The sequence below is a fragment of the Kitasatospora sp. NPDC036934 genome (assembly GCF_055608425.1).
Window position 1 is genome coordinate 518,345 of the sequence record NZ_JBVJQR010000001.1, and the last position, 24,272, is coordinate 542,616.

The following is a 24,272-nucleotide window of genomic DNA, read 5'->3' on the forward strand; positions in this document are numbered from 1 at the left end:
GGCCGCCCACCTCGCCCCGTCGGTCCTGCACGCCGCTGTGACCACCGACCCGGCCCGGCTGCTGAACCGGTCGACGCGGCCACCGGCGACAGCCGCCCCGCAGGCGCCCGGGTGGTCGCGGCCGAGTCCGCAGTGGCGTCGCCGGGGTCGCCGGCCCGAGCTGTGGTGGCCGGCCCGAGGCCGTTCCGAACATGTTCGTTACGATCGGGCCATGGACGTGAGACGAGGACCGGTCAGTCGCCGCGAGCGCCCCGCGAAGGCTGCGCTGACCCGGCAGGGCATCGTGGAGACGGCCGTGCGGATCATGCGCGCGGAGGGGCTGGAGAAGGTGACCATGCGTCGCCTCGCCCAGGAACTGGACACCGGACCGGCCTCGCTGTACGTCTACGTGGCCAACACCGCGGAACTGCACGCGGCCGTCCTGGACGCGCTGCTGGGTGAGGTGGACCTGGCCGCCCGGGAGGCGGGGGAGGGCTGGCGGGAGCAGCTCTTCGCGGTGCTCGTCTCGTACACCCGGGTCCTGTTCGAGCACCCGCAGCTCGCCCGCTCGGCCCTGGTCGCCCGCCCCAGCGGCGAGAACTACCTGCGCCTGGTGGAGCGGATCCTCGGCCTGCTGGCCCGCAGCGGTGCCGCCCGGGAGCAGGCGGCCTGGGGTGTCGACATCCTGCTGCAGCACGCCACCGCCACGGCGGCCGAGCACGGCACCCAGCAGCGCGACGCCGCCTCGCGCGAGGACTGGGACGCCTTGACGCGGGCCGTACGGTCCGCGGGCGAGGCCACGCATCCGATGATCAACGCCCATATGCCGGCCCTGCTCGCCGGTACGGGTGAGGACCGGCTGGCCTGGGGCTTCGACGTCCTGGTCAACGGCATCATCCGGACGCCCCTTCCCGGCACGGTCGGCTGACCGTCCCTCGAAACGGCCCCGGGTACCCCCGGGGCCGTTTCGCATGTGCCGACACCGTGCCGCCGGCGCCTGTTCCCGCCTGTTCGCGCCTGTTCGCACTTGGTGGCGACTGGTTGCGGCGAACTTGTTCGTTACGAACATGTTCGTTACGGTGGAGCGGTCGGGCACGGAGCCCGGCGGCGACGGCCGGACACGGGGCACCACCGCCCGCCGGTCGGCGTCCGGCACCACGGGCCCCCGGAGGCATCCGCATGAACACGCACGTCCCCATCGCGATCATCGGCGGCGGCCTGGGCGGTCTCACCGCCGCCCGGGTGCTGCACGTCCACGGCATCCGGGCCGCCGTCTTCGACCAGGAGGCGGGCGCCGAGGCCCGCTCGCAGGGCGGCATGCTCGACATCCACGAGGAGAACGGCCAGCAGGCACTGCTCGCCGCCGGCCTCCACGACGACTTCCGCGGGATCGTCCACCCGGGCGGCCAGGCCCTGCGTCTCCTCGGCCCGGACGGCACCGTCCACCTGGCCCAGGAGGACGACGGGACGGGCGGCCGGCCCGAGGTGGACCGGGGCGACCTCCGGGACCTCCTGCTGAACTCCCTGCCCGACGGCACCCTCCACTGGGGGCGGAAGGTCACCGGTGCCCGCCCGCTGGCGGCCGGACGCCACGAGGTGACGTTCGCCGACGGCACCGCCATCACCACCGACCTGCTGATCGGGGCGGACGGCGCCTGGTCCCGGATCCGGCCGCTGCTCTCGGACGCCAGGCCCGCCTACACCGGCATCTCCTTCATCGAGGCCGACCTCTTCGACGCCGACACCCGCCACGCGCGCAGCGCCGCCCTGATCGGCGGCGGGTTCTTCATCTGCCTCGGTGACCGGAACGGCATCCTCGCCCACCGGGAGACCGACGGCAGCCTGCACGTCTACACCGCGCTCAAGGTCGACGAGGACTGGCTGGACACCCTCGACTTCAGCGCCGCCGGTGCGAAGGCCGCCAAGGCCGCCGTCCTGGCCCACTTCGACGGGTGGAGCGAGGACCTGCGCCGCCTGGTCGCCGACGCCGACACGCTCAACCCGCGCCGCATCCACGCCCTGCCGATCGGCCACCGCTGGGACCGCGTCCCCGGCGTGACCCTGCTCGGCGACGCCGCGCATCTGATGTCCCCGTTCGCCGGCGAGGGCGCCAACCTGGCCATGTTCGACGGCGCCGAACTCGGTCGGGCCGTCGTCGCCCACCCCGGCGACGTCGAGGCGGCCCTGACCGCCTACGAGCAGGCCCTCTTCCCGCGCAGCGAGGCGAGCGCCGCCGAGTCCGCCGCCAGTCTGGACAGCATGTTCGGCGGGGCCGGCCTGGAGAGGATGACCGCCCTCCTGACCACCGGGCCGACCGACGCCTGACGACCCGCCGTACTCTCCAGGTCGTCGTTCCCGGGCCGTCGTTCCCGGGGCGAAGTGTCGGAGGAACGTCCGGCCAACGTCGTTCCCCGGCCTGTCGGTGCGCTGGCAACCTGCTGTGCGGACGGACGAGGGGAGCGCCTCCGGCCGGAGGAGGCGGTGGTCCACCCGTGTGGGGTGCCCTCGGACCAACGATCCACGGAGGGAACCATGCGTCGTATCGGAACGATGATCGCCACCGCTGCGCTGGTCGGCGGCGGATTCGTCGGCATGTCGGGCACCGCGCAGGCCGCCGCCCAGTACAACAACTGCGACGAGCCCGCCGCCTACTACTGCCAGTACGTCTCGACCAACTGGGGCTGGGTCCAGCTCGCGACGGAGCTCATCGGCAACCACGAGTGGGCGAAGGCGAGGGGCGGCGCCACGCCCGGGCAGTCCTGGTCCGTCTACATGGACCAGTCGAGCGACGGCGGCAGGACGTGGGACGGCTGGCTCAACACGGTCATCAACACGAGCGGGTACACCGACGAACTCCCGGACTCGGGGATCGTCACCCGGGGGTGCGTCAACGTCAACGGCTACTCGTTCTGCACCGCCTGGCACTGATCCCGGATCCGGCCGGGGTGTTCGGTGGCCGCGGCTCCGACCACCGAACGCCTCGGCTCGGGTCGGCTCAGCGGCGCCAGCGGTGGAAGGCGTCCCACTCCTGGGTGATCCAGGTGCCGTCGCCGACCGGCACCACGGTGTCGACCTCGGCCATCGGGTACTCGATCCGGCCGTGCAGGCCACCGGTGGCCGGGTCGGCGAGCCAGTGGCTGTGCTCCCGCCAGTCCTGTTCGCCGAACACGTACACCGCGGCCTCGTCGTACGGGTTGTGGAGCGTCACCATCGCGGTGTCGTCGTCCACGAACCCGCTCCAGGAGGAGATGTACGGCGCGTTGTGCACCGAGCAGTCGCCCGTGCCGGGGGCCGGGAAGTCGCCCAGGGCGAGCGTGGCGGTGACCTGGTGGCCGGGCAGGCGGTGCCAGCTGACGTCCCGTCCCCTGCGGTCGACGGTCATGCAGCGGGTGTTCCCGGAGTCCGCGCCCAGGTACTCGCGCTCGCCGAGGCGCAGGGCGTCCCGGTCCTGCGGCAGCGGCCCGCCCAGCACGATGGCGCCGGACTCCCACCGGGCCGCGTAGCGGGTGTCCGCCTGCAGCCCCCCGGACACCGTCACACCGGTGACCTCGCCGTGCTCGTCCCAGCGCAGGGAGACGAACCGTTCGTAGCCGCCGCACGGCAGCACGCTGCGCGCCAGCACCGCCCCCCGGACGTCCAGGGTGAGGATCAGGGTGTGGTCGGGCAGGCCGGAGGGGAGGCGCAGCCAGATCCGCAGCTCCCGGTCGGCGCCGCCCGCCGAGAACGCGAGGTAGCCCCATCGGCCCACCTCCCAAGTGCCGTACGGCTGTTCCCACAGCTTGCGGCCGTCCGGAGCGACGGCGACGTACCCCGTCGCGGCGCCGAAGACGGCGAACGACAGGTCGGGCGCCGTCCACGCCCTCAGCCACCCGACGGGCGCCGGCGCGGGGAACTCGGCCACCTGCTCCGCCCGTTCCCGCAGCTCGTAGAGGCGCAGCGACCCGGCCGTGCGGACCTCCAGCCGGGGGACGGGCCCGGTGGGGTCGATGAAGGCCTGGGCACCGGCCGGGTCCGGGACCGGGTACGTGGCCACCAGCCGTGGTGTGATCGTCATGCCGGAATCCTCTCGCAGTGTACGGCTGGCCGGACGGGGCCCACTCCGCCAGCGCCGTCAGCCAGCGATGCCGGGGGGTGGATGCGCTCCAGCAGCCGGCGAGGGCGTCGCGCCGGGTCCGGTTAAGCAGCGGCAGCACACCGTCGAAGTCCGCCTGGTCCTTGGCCCGTACCGCCTTCGCCTCCCTGCCGGTGAGAACCCGTCACGCCGCCAGAGCCGCGCGGAGGAACCGGAGGATCTCCGACTGGGCGGCCTCGGCCTGCGGTTCGATGCCGGGCAGGGTGAGGAACGCGTGCCTGGCGCCCGGGAATTCGGAGAGCCGCACGGGAGTCCCGGCCGCGCGCAGCCGCTCGGCGTAGCGGCGGCCGTGGTCGGCGACCGGGTCATGGGTGGGCACCACCACCAGTGCCGGGGCGAGGGCGACCAGGTCGTCCGCGTACAGCGGCGAGACGGCGCCGGCGTCGGTTCCCGGCGGGACGGCGAGCCGCTGGAAGAGTCGCAGCTGCGGCAGGGCCAGGGTCGAGGTGTGTCCGTGCTCGGCCGTGGACGGGTGGTCGAACATCGTCCCGGTGACGTCGGTCACCGGGTTGACCAGGACCTGAGCCTTGAGTTCCAGGCCGGCCGTCCTGGCCCGGAGGGCCGTCAGGGCGCTGATCAGCGCGCCGCAGCTCTCGCCGAACACGGCCGTGCGGGCCGGATCGACGCCCCACCGCGCGGCGTTCCGCACCACGTGGTCGAGTGCGTCCCAGCCGTCGGCAGCGGCGTTCGAGAGCGGATCGGCGGGGGCGAGAAGGCGGTGCTCGACCGAGACGACGAGTGCGGGCAGCCGGGCGGCGAGGTGGCTGCTGGTCCAGTCGCACTGCGCCGCCGTGCCCACGAAGCCGCCACCGTGGACGTGGATCACGAGCGGAAGGGCGGTCCGGGCGCCGGCCTCGCCGACCTCACTGTCCTCGACCAGGGCTGGCCGGTACACCCGGACCGGGAGGTCGCGGTCGGGCAGTGCCAGCCGCTGCCACTCGATGGCGGCGCCCGGGTGCGGTTCTCCGAGGACGGCCCGCGCCGGGGCGGAGGCCCGGAAGCGGTTCTCCGCCTCGCGGTAGGCGATCAGTTCCTCGGTCGTGATCGTCTCGAAGTCCGGCTCCAGCGGTCGTGCCGCGGTCGTGTTCCCGCTCATGTGCCCTGCTCCCCCTCCCGGCGTGCTGCCGGGTGTCGTCACGGTCGGACGGACGCGATGCCCTCATTATGCACGCACCGCGTGCAACGCCAAGTGCATACGTTAGGCTCAGCCCGGACAGGAGACGGGGCGGGAGAACGAGACGAGAGACGAGAGGGACGAGATGACCGGCCGCAGGCGATGGTCGACCGAAGAGATCCTGGACACCGCGGCCACGCTGCTGCGCGCGGGTGACGCCGAGTCGTTCAGCGTGCGCAAGCTCGCCGCGGCCCTGGGGACCGACTCCTCCAGCCTCTACCGGCACTTCCGCAACAAGACCGAACTGCTGCGCGCGGTCGCGGACCGGGTCCTGCTGGCCACCATGGACGGCCACCGCCCCGAGGGCGACTGGAAGCAACGCGTCACCGCCCTGGCCCTGCGCCTGCGGGAGACCTTCGGTGAGCAGCCCCAACTCGCCGCGATCTGGGGGCGCTACGGCTCCGGCGGTACCGGATCCCGGCTGGTCATGGAGGAGTTGCTCCAGGCCCTGCGCACCTCCGGCCTGCCCGACCGGGAGATCCCGGAGTGCTACCACCGCCTGGTGGTCCTGCTCGCCGCGCTGATCTCCTCCGAGGGCGGCATCAGCACCATCACCCCCGAGGAGTACCAGCAGGGCATGGAGCAGTTCCGCGTCGCCGTACTAGGCGCCGACCCCGAACACTTCCCGGCCCTGGCCCACTTCGCCCGCGACATCCGACCCCTCGGCGCGGACCGCCGCACCGCCTTCGAGGAGATCCTCGCCGCCCAACTCGCCCACATCGAGGCCGGATCCGCTGACGTACCCGATCCCCTGAGGTGCCCGCCCCCCTGACGTACCGGATCCCCTGACGTACCGGACCGTCGGGCGCGTCGACGGCACCTGGTGCGCCCCGGCGGGCCCGGCCTCGACGAGGTCGAGCCCGCCGACGAGGTCGGGGTGGGCGGCGGCGGTTTCGCGGCGCCCGGCTCCAGCGGCCGGGAGCGGCTACGGCCGGTACCGGTCGGCGAGGTCGCCGTAGCCGCCCGCCGTCCAGACGCTGCGGCGGAAGTCCGCGAGGCCGAGCGCGCCGGTGCCCTGGCCGGCGGTGGGCGGGAAGTACGCGCTGCCGCAACGGGCGCAGTACCAGGCCTGGTTCCAGAGCCGCTCGGCCTGCGGCCGGCCCGCCAGGTGCCGGCGCCGGGCGCGGAACAGGGCGATCGCGCCCGCCCCCAGGGCGATCGTGACCGCCAGGAGCAGGTACGACACCAGGAGCATGGTCGGCGTTCCGGTCGCCTCGGCGAGCGGGGCCGCCGAGTGCGTGGCCGGGGAGGCGGGGGCGGGCCCGGGGCCGAAGCCCGGGAGCTCGGTGGGCAGGTCGTTCGGGAACCCCGGGTGCTTGGTCACCCAGTCCGGCGGCGAGAGGTCGGGCTCGTGGTGGACGGACGCGTTGCGGTCCGACATGCCCGCGGTGAAGGTGGCGACCGTCCCGAACAGCGTCAGGACGCCCAGGACCAGCAGCGTTTGGAACGCCGTGGTGAAGGTCGGCGGCGCGGGCGCCAGGGCGCGGCCGAGGGCGGAGACCTCCTCACGGGTCTCGGCGCGGCCGTCGCGGCCGGAGCTGCGTACGGTGACCTTCCGCCGCTCGTCCAGGTGGACGGCCGGCACGCTGCGGACCTGGTCGGTGAGTGCGCAGCTCGGACAGGGCGTCAGGGCGCCGTGCGGCGCTGGCGCGGGTACGGCGTCGTTGATCGGCATGTGTGAAGTCCCCCCGGTGGTACGACAGTCGGGCGACCGTTCGTATCCGGGTGGACGCCGCCGCGCAGCCTCCGGTTGCAGCCGTTTCGCGGGTGTCCGGGCACTCGGCATCCGGGTGTCCGGCCGACGGCCTCGGCATGCGGTGACGCCGCTGTGGCCCCGGACGGGGACGGCGGCTACACCCGGTTCGCGGCCTGCTTGAGCGTCCGGATCACCGGCGCCGTCTCGACGTGGGTGACGGCCGGCAACGCGGCGACCCGGGTGGTGAGGTAGCGGTACAGGGCCCGCTGGTCGGCGCAGAGCACGCTGGCGTAGAGGTTGGTCGGGCCGGTGGTGGCGCAGGCGAAGGCGACTTCGGGGTGCCCGGCCAGGGTTTCGCCGGCCTCCGCCAGGTGCGGGGGCGCGACCGAGAGCCACAGCAGGGTCCGGCTGCCGATGCCGATGCCGAGCAGGCGCGGGTCGCAGTCGAGGTCCAGGTAGAGCACGCCGTGTTCGCGCAGCTCGGTCATCCGGCGCCGGACGGTCGTGGGCGACCAGCCGGTCACCGTGGCCAGTTGCTCGAAGCCGGCGCGGCCGTCGGCGGCCAGGGCGGCGAGCAGTCGGCGGTCGCCGTCGTCGAGCCGTACCGGGCCGGGGCGGTGCGGCAGCGGGGGCGGGCGCAGCGCCTCGACGGTCGTCGCGTCCAGCGGGCCGAGTTTGGCGATCAGGTTGTCCGGCCCGCCGTAGAAGGAGTGCAGGACGGAGTGGGCGCTCACGCCCTCGACGCGCGGGGTGCGGGGGAGCCGGGCCAGCAGCAGGGCCTCGCTGTCGGCGTCGGTCTCGGTGCGGACGCTGCAGGTGATCTCCGTGCCGCCGGAGGAGAGGCTCACCCAGGAGGTGTCGGGGCGTCGGGCGAGCGCCTCGGCGACCGCGATCGAGGCGTTGGGCGCGCAGCGCACCCTCAGCAGCCAGAGCACCGCGCCGAGCGCGGTCGGGTCGACGCCGCCGAGCACCCGCAGCGCGCCGGTGGAACGCAGTGCGGCGTAACGGCGGGCGATGGTGCGGTCCGACACCCCGAGGGCGGCGGCGATCGTGCTGAACGGGGCCCTGCCGTCGATCTGCAGGGCGTGGACGAGACGGCGGTCCAGCTCGTCGTAGTCGGATTCCACCGTGCCGAGGGTAGTCGGTGTCGGATACCGGCACCAGCGCGCTCGTTACTGGCTCAACACCCCTCGGCGGACGGAGCGTTGTCCCCGGTCGGCGGGATCAGCCGACCGACCGAACCAGGGAGGAACCATGGACACCGACACCGACACCGACGTACTCGTGGTCGGCGCTGGCCCCACCGGGATGACGGCGGCCGGTGAACTGCTGCTGGCGGGGGTGAGGACGGTACTGGCCGACCGGCTGCCGGGGCGCAGCACCCTGTCCCGGGCGGGCGGCGTGCAGACCCGCACACTGGAGGCGCTCGACCAGCGCGGCCTGCTGGCGCCGCTGCTGGCCACCGGGGAGCACCCGGTCGGCGGCAGTCACTTCGCGGGCATCCCGCTGGCGCCCGTCCCGACCCCCGGTGCCGAGGACGGCCGGACCGCCTTCCGCCCCCGGCAGCCCTGGCGCTCCGTCCCCCAGGCCGAACTGGAGGCCTTCCTCGAACGGCACCTCGCCGCTCAGGGCCTCCACGTCCGGCGCGACCACGAACTGGTCGGCCTCGCCCAGGACGAGGACGCCGTCACCGCGACCTTCGCCGACGGCCGTGTCGTCCGCGCCCGGTACCTGGTCGCCGCCGACGGCGCTCACAGCACGGTGCGGACCCTGCTGAAGGCTGAATTCCCGGGCCGGGCAGGCACCTTGACCACCATCGCCGCCGATGTGCGGCTGAGCGGGGCTGACGGCCTGCCGACCCACCACCACAGCGCCGACGGTGCCTGGGCGGGGGTGTTCCCGCTCGGCACCGACGGCCGGGGCCGGCCGCTGCGCCGCCTCGCCATGGGCGGACCGGGCCGGTCGCTGCCCAGGGACGTGCCGATCACCGAGGACGAGATCCGGGACGGTCTGCGCGCCGTGTTCGGCGAGCGGGTGCAGCTGCTCGAACTCTGCTACGCCCGCCGGATCACCAACGCGGCCCGGCAGGCCGCCGAGTACCGGCACGGGCGGGTGTTCCTGGCCGGCGACGCCGCCCATGTGCACCTCCCGCTCGGCGCCCAGGGCATGAACGGCGGGATGCAGGACGCCTTCAACCTCGGCTGGAAGCTCGGCGCCGCGGTCCGGGGCTGGGCACCGGAGGGGCTGCTCGACAGCTACCACACCGAGCGCCACCTGGCCGGGACGTTGGCGCTGCGCAACGTCCAGGCGCAGAGCCTGCTGATGGACTGGGTGGGCACCCGTGACCCTGAGGTGCTGGCCACCCGGGAGGTCTTCGTCGAGCTGCTCGAACTGCCGGACGCACGGCGGCACCTGGACACCGTGATGTCCGGGACGGCCATCCGCTACCCGATGCCGGACACCGGCGCCCATCCGCTCCTCGGGCGGCCCGTTCCGGACGCCGACCTCGGTGCGGTCCGGGTGCACGAGCTGCTGCGGTCCGGGCGCGGCGTGCTGCTCGACCCCGAGGACACCCTCGCCGGGGCCGCTGCCCCCTGGTCGGACCGGGTGGACCGGGCCGGGCGGGGCGCGCCCGTCGAGCCGATGCTGATCCGCCCGGACGGCCACGTGTGCTGGGTGGGCACCCCGGCGACCCTGCGGCCGGCCCTGGCCCGCTGGTTCGGCGCGCCGGCGGGCGGCTGAGCGCGGGTGGGGCTTGCCGGCCGGCTGAACGGGGGTCGGGCCCGCCGGCCGTCCGCTGTTCAGGCGGCCGGCGGGTATCCGCGGGTTCGGACCAGGTCGTGGACGAGGTCGGTGAAGGCGCGGGTGGCGGCGCTGCGGTAGGCGTCGGAGCGGTGCAGCAGGGTGACGGTGCGGGTGGGGAGCGGCGGGTCGAGCGGGATCCGGGCGAGCCGAGGGTGGTCGTGGGTGACGGCGTCCGGCAGCACGGTGGCGAGCGGGGTGCGCTGGACGACCTCGGTGAGGGCCTGGACGGAGTTGGCCTCGACGGCGATGCGCGGGCTGACGCGGTGCTGGGCGAAGTAGGCGTCGATGTGCCCCCGGGTGGCGAAGTCGCCGCTGAGCAGGGCGAGTCGGCGGTCGCCGAGGTCCCGCAGGGGGAGCGGATCGGGAAGCGGGTCCGCCGGAAGCGTGTCGACGCCGGTGACCAGGGTGAGGGTCTCGGTGAACAGGTCGGTGCCGGTGACACCGGGCAGGTGCGGCCCCCGGAAGGCGATGCCGAGGTCGAACTCGTCGGTGAGCAGGCCGGCTTCGATGCCGTCCTGGCTGCTCTCCCGCACGGTCAGGCCGATGCCGGGGTGCCGGGTGTGGAGTCCGGCGGCGAGCGGGCCGACGAGGTAGGCCGTGAAGGTGGGGGTGACGCCCAGGCGCAGCTGCCCGCGCGAGAGGTCCTGGACGTCGTGGACGGCGCGTTCGGCAGCGGCGAGGTCCCGTAGCGCGCCGCGGGCGTGGTGGGCGTACGCCTGGCCGGCGTCGGTGAGGCGCACGGTGCGTCCGGTGCGGTCCAGCAGTTGGGTGCCCAGGGTCCGTTCGAGCTGCTTGATCTGCTGGGACAGCGTGGGCTGGGAGATGTGCAGCTCCTCGGCGGCGCGGGTGAAGTTGCCGTGGTCGGCCACGGCGAGCAGGTAGCGCAGGTGGCGCAGTTCCAGGGCCATGGGCGAACTATAGACCGCATCGATGGATGCCATCGGTAGCAGCTCTTGGACGCTATAGCAGCAGGTCATGCACAGTAGATCTCGCCAGGCCCCACCGGCCCGGCGCCACGAGAGGGAGTGATTCCATGCGTGACTTCGCCGAGGGCATCGCGCACTTCCAGCGGGACGTCTTCCCCGCCAAGGAAGAGCTCTTCGCCCACCTGGCCGCCCACCACAGCCCGCACACCCTGTTCATCGGCTGCTCAGACGCCCGCGTCGTACCGGAGCTGATCACCGGGTCGGAGCCGGGCGAGCTGTTCGTCATCCGCACCGCCGGCAATCTGGTGCCCGCGTACACCCCCGGCGCCGACGGGGTCACCGCCAGCATCGAGTACGCCGTCGCCGCCTTGGGCGTTCGGGACATCGTCGTCTGCGGGCACTCCGCCTGCGGGGCGATGACCGCCCTCGCCCACGGCCACGACCTCAGCGGCGCCCCGGCCGTCGCCGACTGGCTGCGGCTCGCCGACGCCTCGGTGGCGCGGACCGCCACCGCCGGGGACGTCCCCACCCTGGTGCGGCACAACGTGCTCGCCCAGCTGGCGAACCTGGCCACCCACCCCGCCGTCGCCCGCGCCCTGGCCGAGCGGACGGTCGCCCTGCGCGGCTGGGTCTTCGACATCGCCACCGGGCGCGTCGAGGACCTCACCGCCGCCGACCGGGCCGCGCTCGCGGCCTGACTCCCGGGCCCCCAGCCCCCCAGCCCCGGGCCGCCCCGTTCGCGCGGACCGGAACCCCTCGACCCGCGCGCTCCGCACCACCGCGAAGCGCCCACCACCCGAAGGAGCCCCTCATGGTGCACGCCCAGTTCGACCCCACCGCCCGCCAGGCGCTCGCCGTCGCCGCCGTCGATGCCAAGACCCGCAAGGACCTCACGTGGCAGCAGATCGCCGACGTCTCCGGCCTGTCGGTGGCCTTCACCACCGCAGCCCTCCTCGGCCAGCACGCCCTGCCGAAGACCTCCGCCGAGGCCGTCGCCGGGCTGCTCGGCCTGGACGAGGACGCGGTGCTGCTGCAGACCATCCCCACCCGAGGCTCGATCCCCGGCGGCATCCCCACCGACCCGACCATCTACCGCTTCCACGAGATGCTCCAGGTCTACGGGACCACCCTCAAGGCCCTCGTCCACGAGGAGTTCGGCGACGGCATCATCTCCGCGATCAACTTCAAGCTGGACGTGAAGAAGGTCGCCGACCCCGAGGGCGGCGAGCGCGCCGTCATCACCCTGGACGGCAAGTACCTGCCGACCAAGCCGTTCTGACCCACGCCTGCTCATCGGTGGGGCGGGCCGCCGCCCGCCCCACCTCCCCCTCACCCGATCGGGAAGAGGCCACCGCGGACTTCGCCCAGCGCGCCATCGACATCGCCCGCCAGAACGTCGCCGAGGGCGGCCGCCCGTTCGCGACCGTCATCGTCAAGGACGGCCGGATCCTCACCGAGAGCGCCGACAAGGTCGCCCAGACCAACACCGCCGAAGTAAACGGATACGTACACTCGGCACATGCGTACGACGACTGCGCACCCTCGACCGCGCGGGCGCGGGGGCCGGGAACGCATCCTGGCCGCCGCGGCCCGGCTGTTCGCGGCCCAGGGGATCAACGCGACCGGGATGGAACAGGTCGCGGAGGAGGCGCCGGTCTCCAAGCGCACGCTCTACGCGCACTTCCGGACCAAGGGGGAGCTGGTGATCGCCCACCTGGAGGACCTCGTGGCGTCCGGCGCCACCGTGGAGGGCGTGCTGAACCGCGCGGACCTCCCGCCGCGGGAGCGGATCCTCGGGCTGTTCGACCTCCCCGCCGCACCCGCCGGACCGGTGCGCGGATGCCCGTTCATCGACGCCGCCGCGGAGTTCCCGGACCCGCGGAGCAGCGTCCACTCCTACGCCCGGGAGCAGAAGCTGAGGATGGTCCCGCTGGTCACCGCGCTGGTCGAGGAGCTCGGCTGCCGGGAGCCCGCGGCCCTCGCCGAACAGCTGGTGACCCTCGCGGACGGGGCGGCCAGCCGTGCCATGGTGCTCGGCGAGGCGGACTACGGCCGGCACGCGCGAGCGGCGGCGGAGGTGCTCCTCGAACGCGCTCTGCGAACGACGAACTGACGGCAGCTCGAGCGAGGGGGAGTGGCGATGACGGACGGTTCGGCAGTCCGGCGGGTGCCGCCGCTGGATCCGCAGGTGCGGACGGCGGTGGAGGCCGCCGGTGGGCGGGCGCGGGAAGTGCTGACCCCGGAGGGCCTGGCGGCCTGGCAGCGGCGGGACGCGTCCGCCCGTCCCCGGCCGACGTCGGAGCGGCTGCGGGACGGCGGCCGGTTCGAGGTGACGGAGCTGCGGGTGCCGGGGCCGGAGGGTGATGTCACCCTGGTCAGTGCCCGCCCCGCGGGCGTCCGCGAGCCGCTGCCGCTGCTGTACTACCTGCACGGCGGCGGGATGGTGACGGGCAACGCGTGGTCCGTCCTGCCGCGGCTGCTGCGCTCCTGGGCGCTGCCGCTGGGGCTGGCGGTGGTGTCCGTGGAGTACCGGCTGGCACCGGGAACCCGCTTCCCGGGGGCGATCGAGGACTGCTACGCCGGGCTCGGCTGGGCGGCCGAGCACGCGGAGGAGCTGGGCGTGGACGCCCGGCGCCTGGTCATCGGCGGCAAGAGCGCCGGCGGCGGGCTCGCCGCGGCGCTGGCCCTGCTCGCCCGGGACCGCGGCGGCCCGGCGGCGATCGGCCAGCTGCTGCTGAGCCCGATGCTCGACGACCGGGGCGACACCTTCTCCAGTCACCAGATGGTCGGCCACGACACCTGGGACCGCGCCTCCAACGCCACCGCCTGGCAGGCCGTGCTGGGCGACCGGTACGGCGCCGCCGACCTCCCGCCCTACGCGGCCCCGGCCCGTGCCACCGACCTGTCCGGGCTGCCCGCCACGTACCTCGACGTGGGCTCCGCCGAGACCTTCCGGGACGAGGGCGTCGGCTTCGCCAACGCGATCTGGCAGGCGGGCGGCCGGGCCGAACTGCATGTGTGGCCCGGCGCCTGCCACGGGTTCGACACCCTCGCCCCGGAGGCGGCCGTCGCCCGGGACGCCGAGGAGGCCCGCACCCGTTGGCTGCGGCGCGTCCTCCGGGGCTGAAACCCCGGGCTCGCCGACGCCCCGCTGTCCGGCTGCACCCGCTGCCCGGCTACGCCCCGGTGTCCGTCCGCTCCTCGGGGCGGTCGGGCTCGGCCCAGCGGGTGTGGTAGCTGCCCGGCCGGTCGGTGCGGCGGTAGGTGTGGGCGCCGAAGAAGTCGCGCTGCCCCTGGACCAGGGCGGCGGGCAGGTGCTCGCTGCGCAGGGTGTCGTAGTAGGCGAGGGCGGCGGAGAAGGCCGGCACCGGGATGCCGTGCTGGGCGGCCCCGGCGACGACCGTGCGCCAGGCCGCCTGGGCGTCGGCGATCTCGGTGGCGAACTGCTTCTCGGCGAGCAGGCTGACGAGGTCCGGGTTGTCGGCGTGGGCGGCCCGGATCCGGTCGAGGAAGGCGGCCCGGATGATGCAGCCGCCGCGCCAGATCTTCGCCACCGCGCCGAGGTCGATGTCCCAGCCGTACTCGGCCGCCGCGTCGCGGATCATGGTCCAGCCCTGGTCGTAGGCGATGACCTTCGACGCGTACAGGGCCTGCTCGACGTCCCGGGTGAAGCGGTCGGCCTCGTGCGGGCGCATCTCGTGCACGGTGCCGCCGGGCAGCGGGCGGTAGGCGGCGCGCAGCTCGGCCCGGGAGGAGGCGACCCGGGCGAAGGTGGCCTGGGCGATGGCGGTGACCGGGGAGCCGAGGTCCAGGGCGGTCTGCACGGTCCAGCGTCCGGTGCCCTTCTGCTCCGCGGCGTCCTGGACGATGTCGACGAAGGGCTTGCCGGTGTCGGCGTCGGTGTGGGCGAGGACCTCGGCGGTGATCTCGATCAGGTACGAGTCCAGGCGCCCCTGGTTCCAGTGCCTGAAGATCTCGGCGATCTCGGCGGGGGCGTAGCCGCCGACCTCCCGCAGCAGGTGGTAGGCCTCGGCGATGAGCTGCATGTCGGCGTACTCGATGCCGTTGTGCACCATCTTCACGAAGTGCCCGGCGCCGTCGGTGCCGATGTGGGTGCAGCACGGCTCGCCGTCCACGTGGGCGCTGATCTTCTCCAGCATCGGGCCGAGCACGGTGTAGGACTCGGCGGAGCCGCCGGGCATGACCGAGGGGCCGAGCAGAGCACCCTCCTCGCCGCCCGAGACGCCGCTGCCGACGAAGTGGATGCCGCGCTCGCGCAGCGACCTCTCGCGGCGCCGGGTGTCGGCGAAGTGGGCGTTGCCGCCGTCGATGATCATGTCGCCCGGTTCCAGCAGCGGGGCGAATTCCTCGATCACCTCGTCGGTGGGCCCGCCGGCCTTCACCATGATCAGCAGCCGGCGCGGACGCTCCAGCGCGGCCACGAAGTCCTGCGGCGACTCCGCCGGGACGAACCGGCCCTCGTGGCCGAACTCCTCGACCAGGGCCCGGGTCCGGGCCGGGGTGCGGTTGTGCACCGCGACCGTGTAGCCGTTGCGGGCGAAGTTCCGAGCCAGGTTGCGGCCCATGACCGCCAGCCCCGTCACGCCGATCTGTGCGGATGCGTCCATGACCTGATTGCTTCCTTCCTCGGAGCTTCCGGAGAGCCCGCGGGCTCCTCACCGCGTCTCACGGGCCTCGAGTCTCGTGCCTCGCACCGCGCATGGAAATACCGCCCGGGGCGGTCGGACTACAGGATCGCCGCCGGGCGGTGCGTGGCGCCCGGGGAGTTAGCCCGTTCGGGGGTGCGCGCCGTCCCGCTCCGCGGTGCCGCAGGCGGTGCCGCCCCGTGGAGGTGCCGGTCGCGGAGCTGACGGGCGATCCGGACTTCGCCGTGGTCGACCTGCCGGCCCGCGCACCGCTGCCGGTCCAGTCGAGGCTGGAGACCTTCCCTCCCCAGACAGTCGAGAAGGCGTTGTGGTGGGAGGGCCACATCCTCGAAGTCCTGCACGGCCGCCGTCCGGAGGCCGACGCGGACGCCGGGCCGCGTCCGGGGTTCGGGCCGAGCACTCGCTGACGGCCCGGCAGCGGGCGAAGGCCGCCGAACTGGCGGCCGCCGGCCACGAGGTGTCGGCCAGCGCGGTCGGCCAGCGCGGTCGGCCAGCGCGGCCGGCAACCTGCGGCGCAAGTACTTCAGCGAAGAGTTCCCGATGGTCGCCTTCAGCGTTCCGGCCAACGCCGACTTCTCCGGGATCAAGAAGCTCCTGAACCGCGGCAAGGAGGAAGGCTGGTGGCACTTCGAGGTCGAGTGCGGCAACGACGCTTGGTGGAGGCCTGACCGTCCGCCACCAAACGACGAGGAGCTTCAGTCGCGGAGAGCCCGGGCATCAACACCTGCCGCGCGCAGTCTCCGAGCAAGCTGCTCGATCTCGGACAACGTCGCCGCGTGCTGACCTGACTGCACAGCCCGGAGCATCTGCCTGGCCTCATTCAGCTCGACGTTCGGCCAGTCGTGCCGTCCAAGATGGATCACTGTGCGGTCGGTTTGGGACAGCGAAGTCGGACTGATGTTGTGACTCGACTGGGGTGACATGGTCTCTTGGCTCAGTCGATCGGCCGGAGGGTTGCCCTCGCCGACTGCGACCCTCGCCGGGATGCCCGAGCCTGTGCCGGTTCGACACGGCAGCGGCCTGAACCGGCCGGCCTCCGTGGACATTCGTCGGTGAATGTCGATAGCGTCCCGCGACTCTTCCCCCGTCACGCCCAGCCGTCACACTCCCGGAGGTTTGTATGTTTTCCCTGGCCACGCATGAAGGAAGGGACGTGTGGCGCACCATATCGGGCCTCGCTGTTCCGCTTCTTGTGGCCGAGTCCCTCAATTTCGCTGTCCAGCTCGGCATCGTCGCTCTTCTGGGGCGAATGGGGGGCGACGCCATTTACATTCGCTCCCTGTATCAGCCGGTCGGCCTCGTCGTCATCGCCGTGACCGTGGGCTTCGGGGTCTCCAACCAGGTCGCCGCCGCGATCAGCAAGGGGGCCGGGCGTCCCCGGGACGTGATGACGAACGCCGCGAGCCTGGCCAGGGTCTGGCTCGGGCTCGGCGCGGCCCTGTACCTGGTCCTCGCGATCGCGGCTCCCCTGCTGACCGGTCTCTTCCACGTGGACGCCGAGCACCGGGACACCTTCGTCTCCTTCCTGCGCTGGACCAGCGCCGCCGATCTGCTGGGCGTCGGGACGGAGCTCTGCGCGTCCTGCCTGCGCGGCTACGGGTACGTGCGGCACGCCACCCTTCTGGTCGTCTGTACGGCGAGCGTGCGGATCGGCCTCGTGGCCGGCCTCGGGCTCGGCACCGGCGTCGGAATCGCGGCGGTGCCCGTCGCCGACGCGGCAGCGGCTGTGACCGGCCTGACCATGGGCGTGGTGCTGCTGCGCCGCACCGAGCTGTGGCATCCGCCGGCCGTCCTGATCTGGCGGCGCGAAGTCCTCACCGGCCTGCGCCGCATCGGCGTGCCCATCGCCATGTCGCTCCTGCTGATCTCCGCGTACAACGTCGCGGTCGTCGGCGTCCTCGGGGGCTACGGGCAGGACGCCGTGGCCGGGTTCACGGTGGTGTCCACCCTGCAGAACGTGGTGCTGCTGCCGGGCATGGTCCTGGGCACGGCCACGGCGATCACCATCAACCAGTTGCGCGGGAAAGGCGACTGGCAGCGCATGCGTGGGCTGATGCGTGGCGGCATCGAGGTCACCGTCATGGTCTACGTGGCGATCGCGGTACTGGTGTGGCTGGTGCACGAGCCTCTGGCGCGGCTGATCAGCGGCGACGTCGGGGTGGCCGCAGCCGCCGGCAGCTATCTGGGCGCCGTGGCGCTCACCTACGCCGTCCAGGGCCCCGTGCTCACCTCGCTGACCGTCATGGAGGAGACCGGCGGCGGCTTCCGGGCCATCGTGCTCAACGCCGTCTACTTCGGCCTGATCGTCGCGGTCAGCGCCGCTGCGGCACACGCCGCCGGCAGCGCGGACGGCTTCTACGAAGCGGTGGCGTACTGCAATCTGATCGGCGTGAGTGTGCCGCTCGTCGCCGTACGGCACATCCGGAAACTGTCAGCCGAGGGCAGTGCCCGGACAGCTGCCACGACCGGCTGAGTCACAGCGGACCTCCCCGAGGGTCACGTCTCGGGCGGAGCGAGGACGATCTTGAAGGCCTCGCGGCGGTCGAACAGGTCGTAGGCGTCGGCGGCCGCGGACAGCGGCACCCGGTGGCCGATCAACTCGGCCGGGTCCCGCCCCGGGAGGGCGGGCAGGGGGCGCCGACCCCGGCCTTCGGGAGATCCGGCAACCCTGCCGGATCTCCCGGCCACCGTCCCACTCCCCGCGGCGCCCGCGAACGCCAGCCGGGTGGTGCCGCCATGTCGGCCCGACAGCCAAACCTGGGACCACGCTCCTCGCACCGCTCCGCCTCGGCGACCCCCACCTCCTCTCCCGGGCGCACCGCGTTGTCATTCGCGGTCGGTCAAGATCGTTTGGCAATCAATCAAGATCATCTGACACGAAACACCCAGGCCCGAACACCGGGCCGCACGCAGGCCGGAGCGCGGGGCCGCACTGGCCGCGCCCGTCGTCCAAGCACCATGGCAGCGCCACGAGTTGGTGAGGTCACGGTAAAATCGCGCCGCTCTCCGGGCCGGAGTCCGGAGTTGTTCATGTGCCGGCCGCCGCCGGTACACCGGGGCCTCCCACCCTGGGGGCGCACCGCCTCCGCGACTTCCCTTCCCCCTCCACAGGAGACCTCTGTGACCCGTCGTTATGTCCGGCTGGCCGCCACCATCGGCGCCGCCGGAGTGCTGGCCGGATCCACCGTCGCCCAGGCCGCCGCCGCCGAGGAGGGCCGTGGTGCCCGCGCCGCGCACGTCCTGCTGGTGTCGGTCGACGGCCTGCACCAGGCGGACCTCGCCCGGTTCGTGGCCGAGCACCCGCAGTCGGCGCTCGCCCGGCTGGTCCGCGGCGGTGTGGAGTTCACCCGCGCCAGCACCACCGACCCCTCGGACTCCTTCCCCGGCATGGTCGCCCAGCTGACCGGCGGCGGCCCGGGCACCACCGGCGTCTACTACGACGACACCTACGACGCCGCGCTGCTCCCGGCCGGCACCACCGACTGCGAGAGCGCCAAGCCCGGCGTCGAGGTGGACCTCACCGAGGACCTGGACAAGAACAAGGACGCCCTCGACGCCGGCCAGGGCCTGCCCGGCCTGCCCGGCTCCATCCTGCGGATGACCGGCCGCCCGCAGACCCTGATCGACCCGGCCAAGCTGCCCGTCGACCCCGACACCTGCCGGCCGGTCTACCCGCACTCCTACCTCCAGGTGAACACCGTCTTCGAGGTGGCCCGCCAGGCCGGGCTGCGCACCGCGTGGTCGGACAAGCACGCCGCTTACGACATCCTCAACGGCCCCTCGGGTGAAGGCATCCAGGACCTCTTCACCCCCGAAATCAACAGCAAGGCGACCGGCTACAAGGGCGACTGGACCAAGGACAACCAGGCCACCGAGCAGTACGACTCCTACAAGGTGCAGGCCGTCCTCAACCAGATCGACGGCTACGACCACAGCCGCGCGCAGCTGGTCGGCACCCCGGCGGTGTTCGGTCTGAACTTCCAGTCCGTCTCCACCGCGCAGAAGCTCGCCAGCTCCCAGGGACTGCGGGGCGGCTACGTCGCCAAGGGCGTGCCCGGCCCGCTGGTGGAGAAGAACCTGGCGTACGTCGACCAGCAGATCGGTGCGCTGACTGCCGAACTGCGCAAGCAGCACCTGGACGGCTCCACCACCGTCATCCTCTCCGCCAAGCACGGCCAGTCCCCGACCGACCCGGCCGCGCTCGACCGGATCGACGACGGCCCGCTGCTGGACGGCCTCAACGCAGCCTGGAAGGCCGCCCACCCGGGTGCCGGCGACCTGGTCGCCCACGCCGTGGACGACGACGGCGTGCTGCTCTGGCTGAACGACCGCTCCGCGACCGCCACCGGGTTCGCCAAGGACTACCTGCTGGCGCAGCACGGCAACGGCGTCGACATCGACGGCAAGCCCCGCCCCTTCACCGAGAGCGGCGTGCAGAAGATCTACGCCGGCGACGAGGCCGCCGACCACTTCGGCGTCGACCCGGGCGACCCCCGGGTGCCGGACGTCTACGGCGTCGCCCAGTACGGCGTCGTCTACACCGGCGGCAGCAAGATCGCCGAGCACGGCGGCGCCCACCCCGACGACCTCGACGTCCCGCTGGTGGTCTCCGGTGCCGCGACCCCGGACGGCGTCCGCCGGGACGAGAAGGTCGAGACCAAGCAGATCGCGCCGACCATCCTCAAGCTGCTCGGCCTCCGGCCGAACGCCCTGGAGGCCGTCCGAGAGGAGCACACCCGGGTGCTGCCGGTCCGTTGACGACCGGAGCGCGGGCGTCAGGCCGCCGATGACGGCGGGGGAGCGGTGCCCCCGGCGTCATCGTCCGGCGCCTCCGGGGCGTCGCCGTCGGTGAAGGCATCGTCGGTGAAGGCGACGTCGACCTGCTGCTCCGGGCGGCGCTCCTCCTGCCGGGCGATGGCGCTCAGCACCTGTTCGTCGGCGTCGGTCAGCGGCGGCTGGAGCAGACTGCGCGGCCACAGGCGGCGCGCCAGCACGACGTTCGCCTCGGCGGCGTACACCGTGATCTGCGCGGCCAGGTAGATCCAGGCGAGCAGGCCGATCACGGTCGCGAAGAACCCGTAGACCTGGCTGGCGTGGCGCAGCTCGTGCACGACCAGTAGCGATCCGAACGCCTGGAGGAGGGTGAACAGCGGCCCGGCGAGCAGGCAGCCCGGCCGCAGGGCGCGGGTCGGCACCCCGCGGGGCGTGAGCACCCGGAAGCAGGCCAGGCACAGGGCGGCGTTCAGCAGCGCGGAGACCACCAGTCCGCCGATCCGGGCCGCCGTACCGCCGAGCGAGACGGTGACCAGCGAGGCCGCCCCGGTGCCCAGCGCCACGCCGACGCCGAGCACCGCGAGCAGCAGCAGACTGCGGGCCAGCCGCGGCCAGTAGCCCGGCCGGCGCACGCCCGGGACGTTCCAGATCTCGGCCATCGCGTGCTGGAGCACCTGGGCGATGCCGAGCGCGCCGTACAGCAGGAACAGCGCGCCGACGACCAGCGCGAACCCGCTGCCCTGGAGCGAGTGGACGTTCTGGCGGAGCTGGTCGCCGATGATCGGGAAGTCGGCGAGCGCCGAGTCGAGGACGGACCGCTGCGCGCCGGGGTTCCCGTGCAGGACGAAGCCGAGCACGGTGCTGAGCAGGAGCAGCAAGGGGATCAGCGCGAGGAAGCCGTAGTAGCTGACGAGCGCGGCGAGCAGCCCGCCCCGGTCGTCGCCGTATTTCTTGACCACTCCGAACACCACGGCGGTGGGCCGGTGGCGCTGCTGGAAGCGGTCAACCGATCGCAGTGCGCGTTCGACCGGGTTCATGCCGTCCTCCTCCGCGTCGTGCCGTGTGCGGACCCGGTCACCGAACGGCCCGCGTGGACGCGTCTGCCCGGCCCGCCGACCGGTACGCACCCGGAGCGCCGTGCGGCCGTTACGCCCCCGCGGTGGTGCTCCGCACGGCCGGTGCCCCTTCGTTCGTCCGCCAGGCCGTGAGCGGTGGACGCGCGGGCCGGGGCCGCGGCTCTGTGCCACGGGGATCCCGGTCGGGACGCCGGTCGCCCCTGCGGTCGGTCGGGCGGGGCGTGGGCCGGGCGGGCGTGGGACGGGGCGGCCGTGGGACGGCCCGAATATCGCCGCGAGCCCTGGCCTCGCGTCAGGTATCCTCGCTCGTCGCCGAGTTCGCCCGCGTGGACCCGGCGACGAGCCGTCGATCAATCATGGGAGAACCACGGAATGGTGAACCAGCCCCGCCTGGTCCTGCTCACCGGCGCCGCCGGCCGCATCGGCAGCTGCCTGCGCGAGCTGCTGCCCGCCCACGGCTACCGGCTGCGCTGCTTCGACCGCCTCCCGGTGCCCGGCGAGCCCGACGCGATCACCGCCGAGCTGGCGGACGCCGAGGCGCTCGCGGCCGCGACGGAGGGCGTCGACGCCGTGGTCCACCTGGCCGGGATCCCGGGAGAGGCGCCGTTCGCCGACATCCTGGCCGCCAACATCGACGGCACCTACCGGCTGTACGAGGCCGCCCGGGCCGCAGGCGTGCGCCGGGTCGTCTTCGCCAGCAGCAACCACGCGACCGGCTTCACCGAGCGGCCCGCCGACGGCAGCGCCGTGTCGGTGGACGCCCCGCAGCGGCCCGACACCTACTACGGGCTCTCCAAGTGCTTCGGCGAGGACCTCGCCTCGCTGTACGCCGACCGGCACGGGATGGAGACCGTCTCGCTGCGCATCGGCTCCTTCACCCCCGCGCCCCGCAGCATCCGGATGCTCTCCACCTGGCTCAGCCCCGGCGACTGCGCCCGCCTGGTGCACGCCGCCCTGACCGGCCCGGTGACCGGCCACACCGTCGCCTACGGCATCTCCGCCAACACCCGCGCCTGGTGGGACCTCTCCACCGCCCGGGCCCTCGGCTACCGGCCGCAGGACGACGCCGAGGCCTACGCCGCGAAGCTGATCGCCGAACTGGGTGAACTCGCCCCGGACGACCCGGAGCACCGCTACCTCGGCGGTGCCTTCACCCGGGCCGGGCGCTGACCGGCGTCCGCGGCCCGGGCGCGGCTACGGGTCGCCGTCCCCGGCGGCGTCGAGGAGGGTCCGCGCCAGTTCGCGCGGTGTGGAGAACATCGGCCGGTGACCGGTGACCGGTGACCGGTGACCGGCCGGTGTCGAGTCGGTGGTCGGCGGTCTCATCGCCGGCGTAGGTCTTCTGCACGTCGCTCGTCGGTGCGGTCTGCGGTCTGCGGCGGGAAGAGCGGCGGCGTGGCGTTCACGGGATGCTTCCGTCCGGCGGGACTGGGGTGGTCAGCCAGCCGTTCCGGACCTCCCAGGTGCGGCCGTCCGGGGTGGCGCCGCGCAGACCGTGCAGGGTGTCGGGCCCGGCGAGCGCGATGGCGCGCGGTTCGGCGAGGGCGGCGAAGCCGAAGGTCCGTTCAGGGGTCCAGCCGGTACTGTGCCGCAGCCGCCGGGCCAGTTGGATCCAGCCGAGGGGCGCGGCGGCGACCACCCAGGCGTCCGGGGCCTGAGCGGTGAACCGCTGGGCCGGGCGCAGCCAGGAGGCGGCCTGCTCGGGCCAGTCGGTGACGGTGAGCACGGAGCCGCTGCGGGCCTGCCAGGCGTCGGCGAAGGCCCGGGCGGCCGCCCGGGAGACGTCGTCCCGGCCGTGGCCCACGCTGACGGTGTGCACCCGGGGGCGGGTGGCGGTCAACAGGCCGATCAGGGTGTCGAGTTCGGCCTCGGTGTGCTCGCCGGGGGAGGGCAGGGGCCGGGAGTCGGCGAGCTCGCCGGGGTGGATGAGCGGCGACGGGCCGGGGGCGGCGGGGGTCATGGCTGTTGCTCCTGTTGTCGGGCCTTCCACCGCAGGTACGTGGTGGGCAGGCAGACGGCGCACGGTCGGTAGCCGGCGGCGAGGGCCGTGGGCTCGTCGGCGAAGAAGACCCGGTGGCGTACGTAGTGGCCGGCGGCGACGGCGCGTCGGGCGGACGGGCGGTCGAGGCGCCCGTAGACGCGGGCGCGCCGGTGGCCGCCCAGGGTGCCGGGCCGGCTGCTGGGGTGGGTGAGGCCGTCCGGGCCGACCGGGCGGTAGGTCCGTGCCGCAGACGGCGAGTCGGGGTCGGTCATGGTGCGGCCTCAGGCGTCGTGGAAGACGAGCCCGAGGGCGTGCCGGAGGCCCGAGCGCACGGTGCTCACGCCGTGGCGCACCGGGCCGGCGGAGAAGCCCCGGGTGGAGCGGACGGGCCGGTCCCGGGTGGTGAAGACCAGGCCGTGGCCCTGCCGGAGGACGGTGGCGGTGCCGCGGGACTGGGCCCGGGGGCGCTGCTCGACGAGGAGGAACTCGCCGCCGGTGTAGTCGGTCCCGGGTTCGTCGAGGCCGATGACGACCTGGAGCGGGAAGACGAGGTCGCCGAAGAGGTCGCGGTGCAGCGCGTTCCAGTCGCCGGCCCGGTAACGCAGCAGGATCTGCGAGGACTTGGCCTGTCCGGCCGCGTGGCACCGCTCTACCCACTCGTCGAGGGTGTCGGGCCAGGGCGCGGGCCGGCCGAGCTGCTCGGCCCAACCGCGGGCGATGGTGAGCAACTGCGGGTAGAGGGCCTGGCGCAGGGCGTGGACGGGCTCGGGCAGCTCGTGGGTGAAATACCGGTACTGGCCGGAGCCGAAGCGGTGCCGGGCCATGTCCACGGTGCTGCGGAACAGCTCGTCACGCTCGTACAGGGCGGCCAGGTCGCGGCACTCCGGGCCGCTGAGGAGCTGCGGGGTGAGCGCGCAGCCGTGGGCGTCGAGCTCCTCGGTGAGGGCCGGCCAGTCGGCCGCCTCGACGCGCTGCCGGGCCTGCGCGAGGGCGGCGGTGCCGGGTCGGGTGCTCACGGGCGTCGTGCGGACGGTCATCGCTCTCGGTTCCTCACCGCGGTCCG

Annotated in this window: 26 protein-coding genes; 14 read left to right on the forward strand and 12 right to left on the reverse strand. The window is 73.6% G+C overall.

All coding sequences use genetic code 11. The annotated features are described in order from the left end of the window. The first annotated feature begins 211 nt into the window (after positions 1-211). The 3 genes from ACZ7BZ_RS02305 to ACZ7BZ_RS02315 all read left to right on the forward strand — a co-directional run bounded on the left by ACZ7BZ_RS02305 (position 212) and on the right by ACZ7BZ_RS02315 (position 2,907). Positions 212-907 (forward strand): TetR/AcrR family transcriptional regulator, encoded by a 696-nt coding sequence (locus ACZ7BZ_RS02305; protein ID WP_470356720.1) that lies wholly within the window; start codon positions 212-214, stop codon positions 905-907. Positions 908-1,158: 251 nt separating this feature from the next. Further along, on the forward strand, positions 1,159-2,304 hold the full coding sequence (locus tag ACZ7BZ_RS02310; RefSeq protein ID WP_470356721.1) for an FAD-dependent oxidoreductase: 1,146 nt from the start codon (positions 1,159-1,161) through the stop codon (positions 2,302-2,304). A gap of 207 nt (positions 2,305-2,511) precedes the next feature. Beyond that, complete coding sequence (locus ACZ7BZ_RS02315) at positions 2,512-2,907, forward strand: hypothetical protein (protein ID WP_470356722.1); 396 nt, start codon at positions 2,512-2,514, stop codon at positions 2,905-2,907. Between the two features lie 67 nt (positions 2,908-2,974). On the opposite strand, the gene ACZ7BZ_RS02320 is transcribed toward ACZ7BZ_RS02315, so the two are convergent. Next, a complete protein-coding gene (locus ACZ7BZ_RS02320) occupies positions 2,975-4,033 on the reverse strand; it encodes a hypothetical protein (protein ID WP_470356723.1) in 1,059 nt (352 codons plus the stop codon). A 202-nt stretch (positions 4,034-4,235) separates the two neighbouring features. Next, on the reverse strand, positions 4,236-5,207 hold the full coding sequence (locus ACZ7BZ_RS02325) for an alpha/beta hydrolase (RefSeq protein ID WP_470356724.1): 972 nt from the start codon (positions 5,205-5,207) through the stop codon (positions 4,236-4,238). 163 nt (positions 5,208-5,370) lie between these two features. Between ACZ7BZ_RS02325 and ACZ7BZ_RS02330 the strand changes: the two genes are divergently transcribed. Further along, complete coding sequence (locus ACZ7BZ_RS02330) at positions 5,371-6,057, forward strand: TetR/AcrR family transcriptional regulator (RefSeq protein ID WP_470356725.1); 687 nt, start codon at positions 5,371-5,373, stop codon at positions 6,055-6,057. Between the two features lie 153 nt (positions 6,058-6,210). Here ACZ7BZ_RS02330 and ACZ7BZ_RS02335 read toward each other — a convergent pair whose 3' ends face one another. Further along, positions 6,211-6,960: a hypothetical protein gene (locus tag ACZ7BZ_RS02335; RefSeq protein WP_470356726.1), complete on the reverse strand. Its 750-nt coding sequence runs from the start codon at positions 6,958-6,960 to the stop codon at positions 6,211-6,213. Positions 6,961-7,136: 176 nt separating this feature from the next. Further along, complete coding sequence (locus ACZ7BZ_RS02340; protein WP_470356727.1) at positions 7,137-8,108, reverse strand: Lrp/AsnC family transcriptional regulator; 972 nt, start codon at positions 8,106-8,108, stop codon at positions 7,137-7,139. A 127-nt stretch (positions 8,109-8,235) separates the two neighbouring features. Here ACZ7BZ_RS02340 and ACZ7BZ_RS02345 point away from each other — a divergent pair, with 127 nt between their 5' ends. After that, complete coding sequence (locus ACZ7BZ_RS02345) at positions 8,236-9,723, forward strand: FAD-dependent monooxygenase (protein WP_470356728.1); 1,488 nt, start codon at positions 8,236-8,238, stop codon at positions 9,721-9,723. A gap of 59 nt (positions 9,724-9,782) precedes the next feature. Here the strand turns inward: ACZ7BZ_RS02345 and cynR are convergent, their stop codons facing one another. After that, entirely contained in the window at positions 9,783-10,694 is a 912-nt protein-coding gene (cynR, locus tag ACZ7BZ_RS02350) for a transcriptional regulator CynR (protein WP_470356729.1), read from the reverse strand. Positions 10,695-10,819: 125 nt separating this feature from the next. Here cynR and ACZ7BZ_RS02355 point away from each other — a divergent pair, with 125 nt between their 5' ends. Beyond that, positions 10,820-11,410, forward strand: coding sequence for a carbonic anhydrase (locus ACZ7BZ_RS02355; RefSeq protein ID WP_470356730.1), 591 nt, complete (start codon positions 10,820-10,822; stop codon positions 11,408-11,410). Positions 11,411-11,523: 113 nt separating this feature from the next. After that, the gene (gene cynS / locus ACZ7BZ_RS02360) at positions 11,524-11,991 is read left to right on the forward strand and encodes a cyanase (protein WP_470356731.1); all 468 of its coding nucleotides are present in this window, start codon (positions 11,524-11,526) and stop codon (positions 11,989-11,991) included. Between the two features lie 50 nt (positions 11,992-12,041). Here cynS and ACZ7BZ_RS02365 read toward each other — a convergent pair whose 3' ends face one another. Further along, complete coding sequence (locus tag ACZ7BZ_RS02365; protein WP_470356732.1) at positions 12,042-12,224, reverse strand: hypothetical protein; 183 nt, start codon at positions 12,222-12,224, stop codon at positions 12,042-12,044. Between the two features lie 7 nt (positions 12,225-12,231). Here ACZ7BZ_RS02365 and ACZ7BZ_RS02370 point away from each other — a divergent pair, with 7 nt between their 5' ends. Then, a complete protein-coding gene (locus ACZ7BZ_RS02370; protein WP_470356733.1) occupies positions 12,232-12,825 on the forward strand; it encodes a TetR/AcrR family transcriptional regulator in 594 nt (197 codons plus the stop codon). Between the two features lie 27 nt (positions 12,826-12,852). Then, complete coding sequence (locus ACZ7BZ_RS02375) at positions 12,853-13,839, forward strand: alpha/beta hydrolase (protein WP_470356734.1); 987 nt, start codon at positions 12,853-12,855, stop codon at positions 13,837-13,839. Positions 13,840-13,888: 49 nt separating this feature from the next. On the opposite strand, the gene gndA is transcribed toward ACZ7BZ_RS02375, so the two are convergent. Next, complete coding sequence (gene gndA, locus ACZ7BZ_RS02380) at positions 13,889-15,340, reverse strand: NADP-dependent phosphogluconate dehydrogenase (protein WP_470356735.1); 1,452 nt, start codon at positions 15,338-15,340, stop codon at positions 13,889-13,891. 218 nt (positions 15,341-15,558) lie between these two features. On the opposite strand from gndA, the gene ACZ7BZ_RS02385 reads away from it, so the two are divergent. The 3 genes from ACZ7BZ_RS02385 (at position 15,559) to ACZ7BZ_RS02395 (ending at position 17,852) form a co-directional block, all read left to right on the forward strand. Next, complete coding sequence (locus tag ACZ7BZ_RS02385) at positions 15,559-15,786, forward strand: hypothetical protein (protein WP_470356736.1); 228 nt, start codon at positions 15,559-15,561, stop codon at positions 15,784-15,786. Between the two features lie 100 nt (positions 15,787-15,886). Beyond that, positions 15,887-16,162, forward strand: coding sequence for a DUF4265 domain-containing protein (locus ACZ7BZ_RS02390; RefSeq protein ID WP_470356805.1), 276 nt, complete (start codon positions 15,887-15,889; stop codon positions 16,160-16,162). Positions 16,163-16,499: 337 nt separating this feature from the next. Beyond that, positions 16,500-17,852: an MATE family efflux transporter gene (locus tag ACZ7BZ_RS02395; RefSeq protein WP_470356737.1), complete on the forward strand. Its 1,353-nt coding sequence runs from the start codon at positions 16,500-16,502 to the stop codon at positions 17,850-17,852. Positions 17,853-17,875: 23 nt separating this feature from the next. On the opposite strand, the gene ACZ7BZ_RS02400 is transcribed toward ACZ7BZ_RS02395, so the two are convergent. Beyond that, entirely contained in the window at positions 17,876-18,067 is a 192-nt protein-coding gene (locus ACZ7BZ_RS02400) for a hypothetical protein (RefSeq protein WP_470356738.1), read from the reverse strand. Positions 18,068-18,499: 432 nt separating this feature from the next. Here ACZ7BZ_RS02400 and ACZ7BZ_RS02405 point away from each other — a divergent pair, with 432 nt between their 5' ends. Beyond that, entirely contained in the window at positions 18,500-20,137 is a 1,638-nt protein-coding gene (locus tag ACZ7BZ_RS02405) for an alkaline phosphatase family protein (protein WP_470356739.1), read from the forward strand. Between the two features lie 17 nt (positions 20,138-20,154). Here the strand turns inward: ACZ7BZ_RS02405 and ACZ7BZ_RS02410 are convergent, their stop codons facing one another. Then, on the reverse strand, positions 20,155-21,189 hold the full coding sequence (locus ACZ7BZ_RS02410; RefSeq protein WP_470356740.1) for a YihY/virulence factor BrkB family protein: 1,035 nt from the start codon (positions 21,187-21,189) through the stop codon (positions 20,155-20,157). 414 nt (positions 21,190-21,603) lie between these two features. On the opposite strand from ACZ7BZ_RS02410, the gene ACZ7BZ_RS02415 reads away from it, so the two are divergent. Next, the gene (locus ACZ7BZ_RS02415) at positions 21,604-22,398 is read left to right on the forward strand and encodes an NAD-dependent epimerase/dehydratase family protein (RefSeq protein ID WP_470356806.1); all 795 of its coding nucleotides are present in this window, start codon (positions 21,604-21,606) and stop codon (positions 22,396-22,398) included. 232 nt (positions 22,399-22,630) lie between these two features. Here ACZ7BZ_RS02415 and ACZ7BZ_RS02420 read toward each other — a convergent pair whose 3' ends face one another. The 3 genes from ACZ7BZ_RS02420 to ACZ7BZ_RS02430 are packed head-to-tail and all read right to left on the reverse strand — an operon-like array spanning position 22,631 to position 24,246. Next, positions 22,631-23,188 (reverse strand): hypothetical protein, encoded by a 558-nt coding sequence (locus ACZ7BZ_RS02420; protein ID WP_470356741.1) that lies wholly within the window; start codon positions 23,186-23,188, stop codon positions 22,631-22,633. Continuing rightward, the gene (locus ACZ7BZ_RS02425; protein WP_470356742.1) at positions 23,185-23,481 is read right to left on the reverse strand and encodes a metal-binding protein; all 297 of its coding nucleotides are present in this window, start codon (positions 23,479-23,481) and stop codon (positions 23,185-23,187) included. Before ACZ7BZ_RS02425 ends, ACZ7BZ_RS02420 begins: the two co-directional genes overlap by 4 nt. A 9-nt stretch (positions 23,482-23,490) precedes the next feature. Further along, on the reverse strand, positions 23,491-24,246 hold the full coding sequence (locus ACZ7BZ_RS02430) for a 2OG-Fe(II) oxygenase (RefSeq protein ID WP_470356743.1): 756 nt from the start codon (positions 24,244-24,246) through the stop codon (positions 23,491-23,493). Positions 24,247-24,272 lie beyond the last annotated feature (26 nt).

Bases quoted from the DNA above. Each gene is read 5' to 3' on its own strand.
- ACZ7BZ_RS02305 (WP_470356720.1), top strand. From the start codon at position 212: ATGGACGTGAGACGAGGACCGGTCAGTCGCCGCGAGCGCCCCGCGAAG.
- ACZ7BZ_RS02310 (WP_470356721.1), top strand. From the start codon at position 1,159: ATGAACACGCACGTCCCCATCGCGATCATCGGCGGCGGCCTGGGCGGT.
- ACZ7BZ_RS02315 (WP_470356722.1), top strand. From the start codon at position 2,512: ATGCGTCGTATCGGAACGATGATCGCCACCGCTGCGCTGGTCGGCGGC.
- ACZ7BZ_RS02320 (WP_470356723.1), bottom strand. From the start codon at position 4,033: ATGACGATCACACCACGGCTGGTGGCCACGTACCCGGTCCCGGACCCG.
- ACZ7BZ_RS02325 (WP_470356724.1), bottom strand. From the start codon at position 5,207: ATGAGCGGGAACACGACCGCGGCACGACCGCTGGAGCCGGACTTCGAG.
- ACZ7BZ_RS02330 (WP_470356725.1), top strand. From the start codon at position 5,371: ATGACCGGCCGCAGGCGATGGTCGACCGAAGAGATCCTGGACACCGCG.
- ACZ7BZ_RS02335 (WP_470356726.1), bottom strand. From the start codon at position 6,960: ATGCCGATCAACGACGCCGTACCCGCGCCAGCGCCGCACGGCGCCCTG.
- ACZ7BZ_RS02345 (WP_470356728.1), top strand. From the start codon at position 8,236: ATGGACACCGACACCGACACCGACGTACTCGTGGTCGGCGCTGGCCCC.
- cynR (WP_470356729.1), bottom strand. From the start codon at position 10,694: ATGGCCCTGGAACTGCGCCACCTGCGCTACCTGCTCGCCGTGGCCGAC.
- ACZ7BZ_RS02355 (WP_470356730.1), top strand. From the start codon at position 10,820: ATGCGTGACTTCGCCGAGGGCATCGCGCACTTCCAGCGGGACGTCTTC.
- cynS (WP_470356731.1), top strand. From the start codon at position 11,524: ATGGTGCACGCCCAGTTCGACCCCACCGCCCGCCAGGCGCTCGCCGTC.
- ACZ7BZ_RS02370 (WP_470356733.1), top strand. From the start codon at position 12,232: ATGCGTACGACGACTGCGCACCCTCGACCGCGCGGGCGCGGGGGCCGG.
- ACZ7BZ_RS02375 (WP_470356734.1), top strand. From the start codon at position 12,853: ATGACGGACGGTTCGGCAGTCCGGCGGGTGCCGCCGCTGGATCCGCAG.
- gndA (WP_470356735.1), bottom strand. From the start codon at position 15,340: ATGGACGCATCCGCACAGATCGGCGTGACGGGGCTGGCGGTCATGGGC.
- ACZ7BZ_RS02395 (WP_470356737.1), top strand. From the start codon at position 16,500: ATGTTTTCCCTGGCCACGCATGAAGGAAGGGACGTGTGGCGCACCATA.
- ACZ7BZ_RS02410 (WP_470356740.1), bottom strand. From the start codon at position 21,189: ATGAACCCGGTCGAACGCGCACTGCGATCGGTTGACCGCTTCCAGCAG.
- ACZ7BZ_RS02420 (WP_470356741.1), bottom strand. From the start codon at position 23,188: ATGACCCCCGCCGCCCCCGGCCCGTCGCCGCTCATCCACCCCGGCGAG.
- ACZ7BZ_RS02425 (WP_470356742.1), bottom strand. From the start codon at position 23,481: ATGACCGACCCCGACTCGCCGTCTGCGGCACGGACCTACCGCCCGGTC.
- ACZ7BZ_RS02430 (WP_470356743.1), bottom strand. From the start codon at position 24,246: ATGACCGTCCGCACGACGCCCGTGAGCACCCGACCCGGCACCGCCGCC.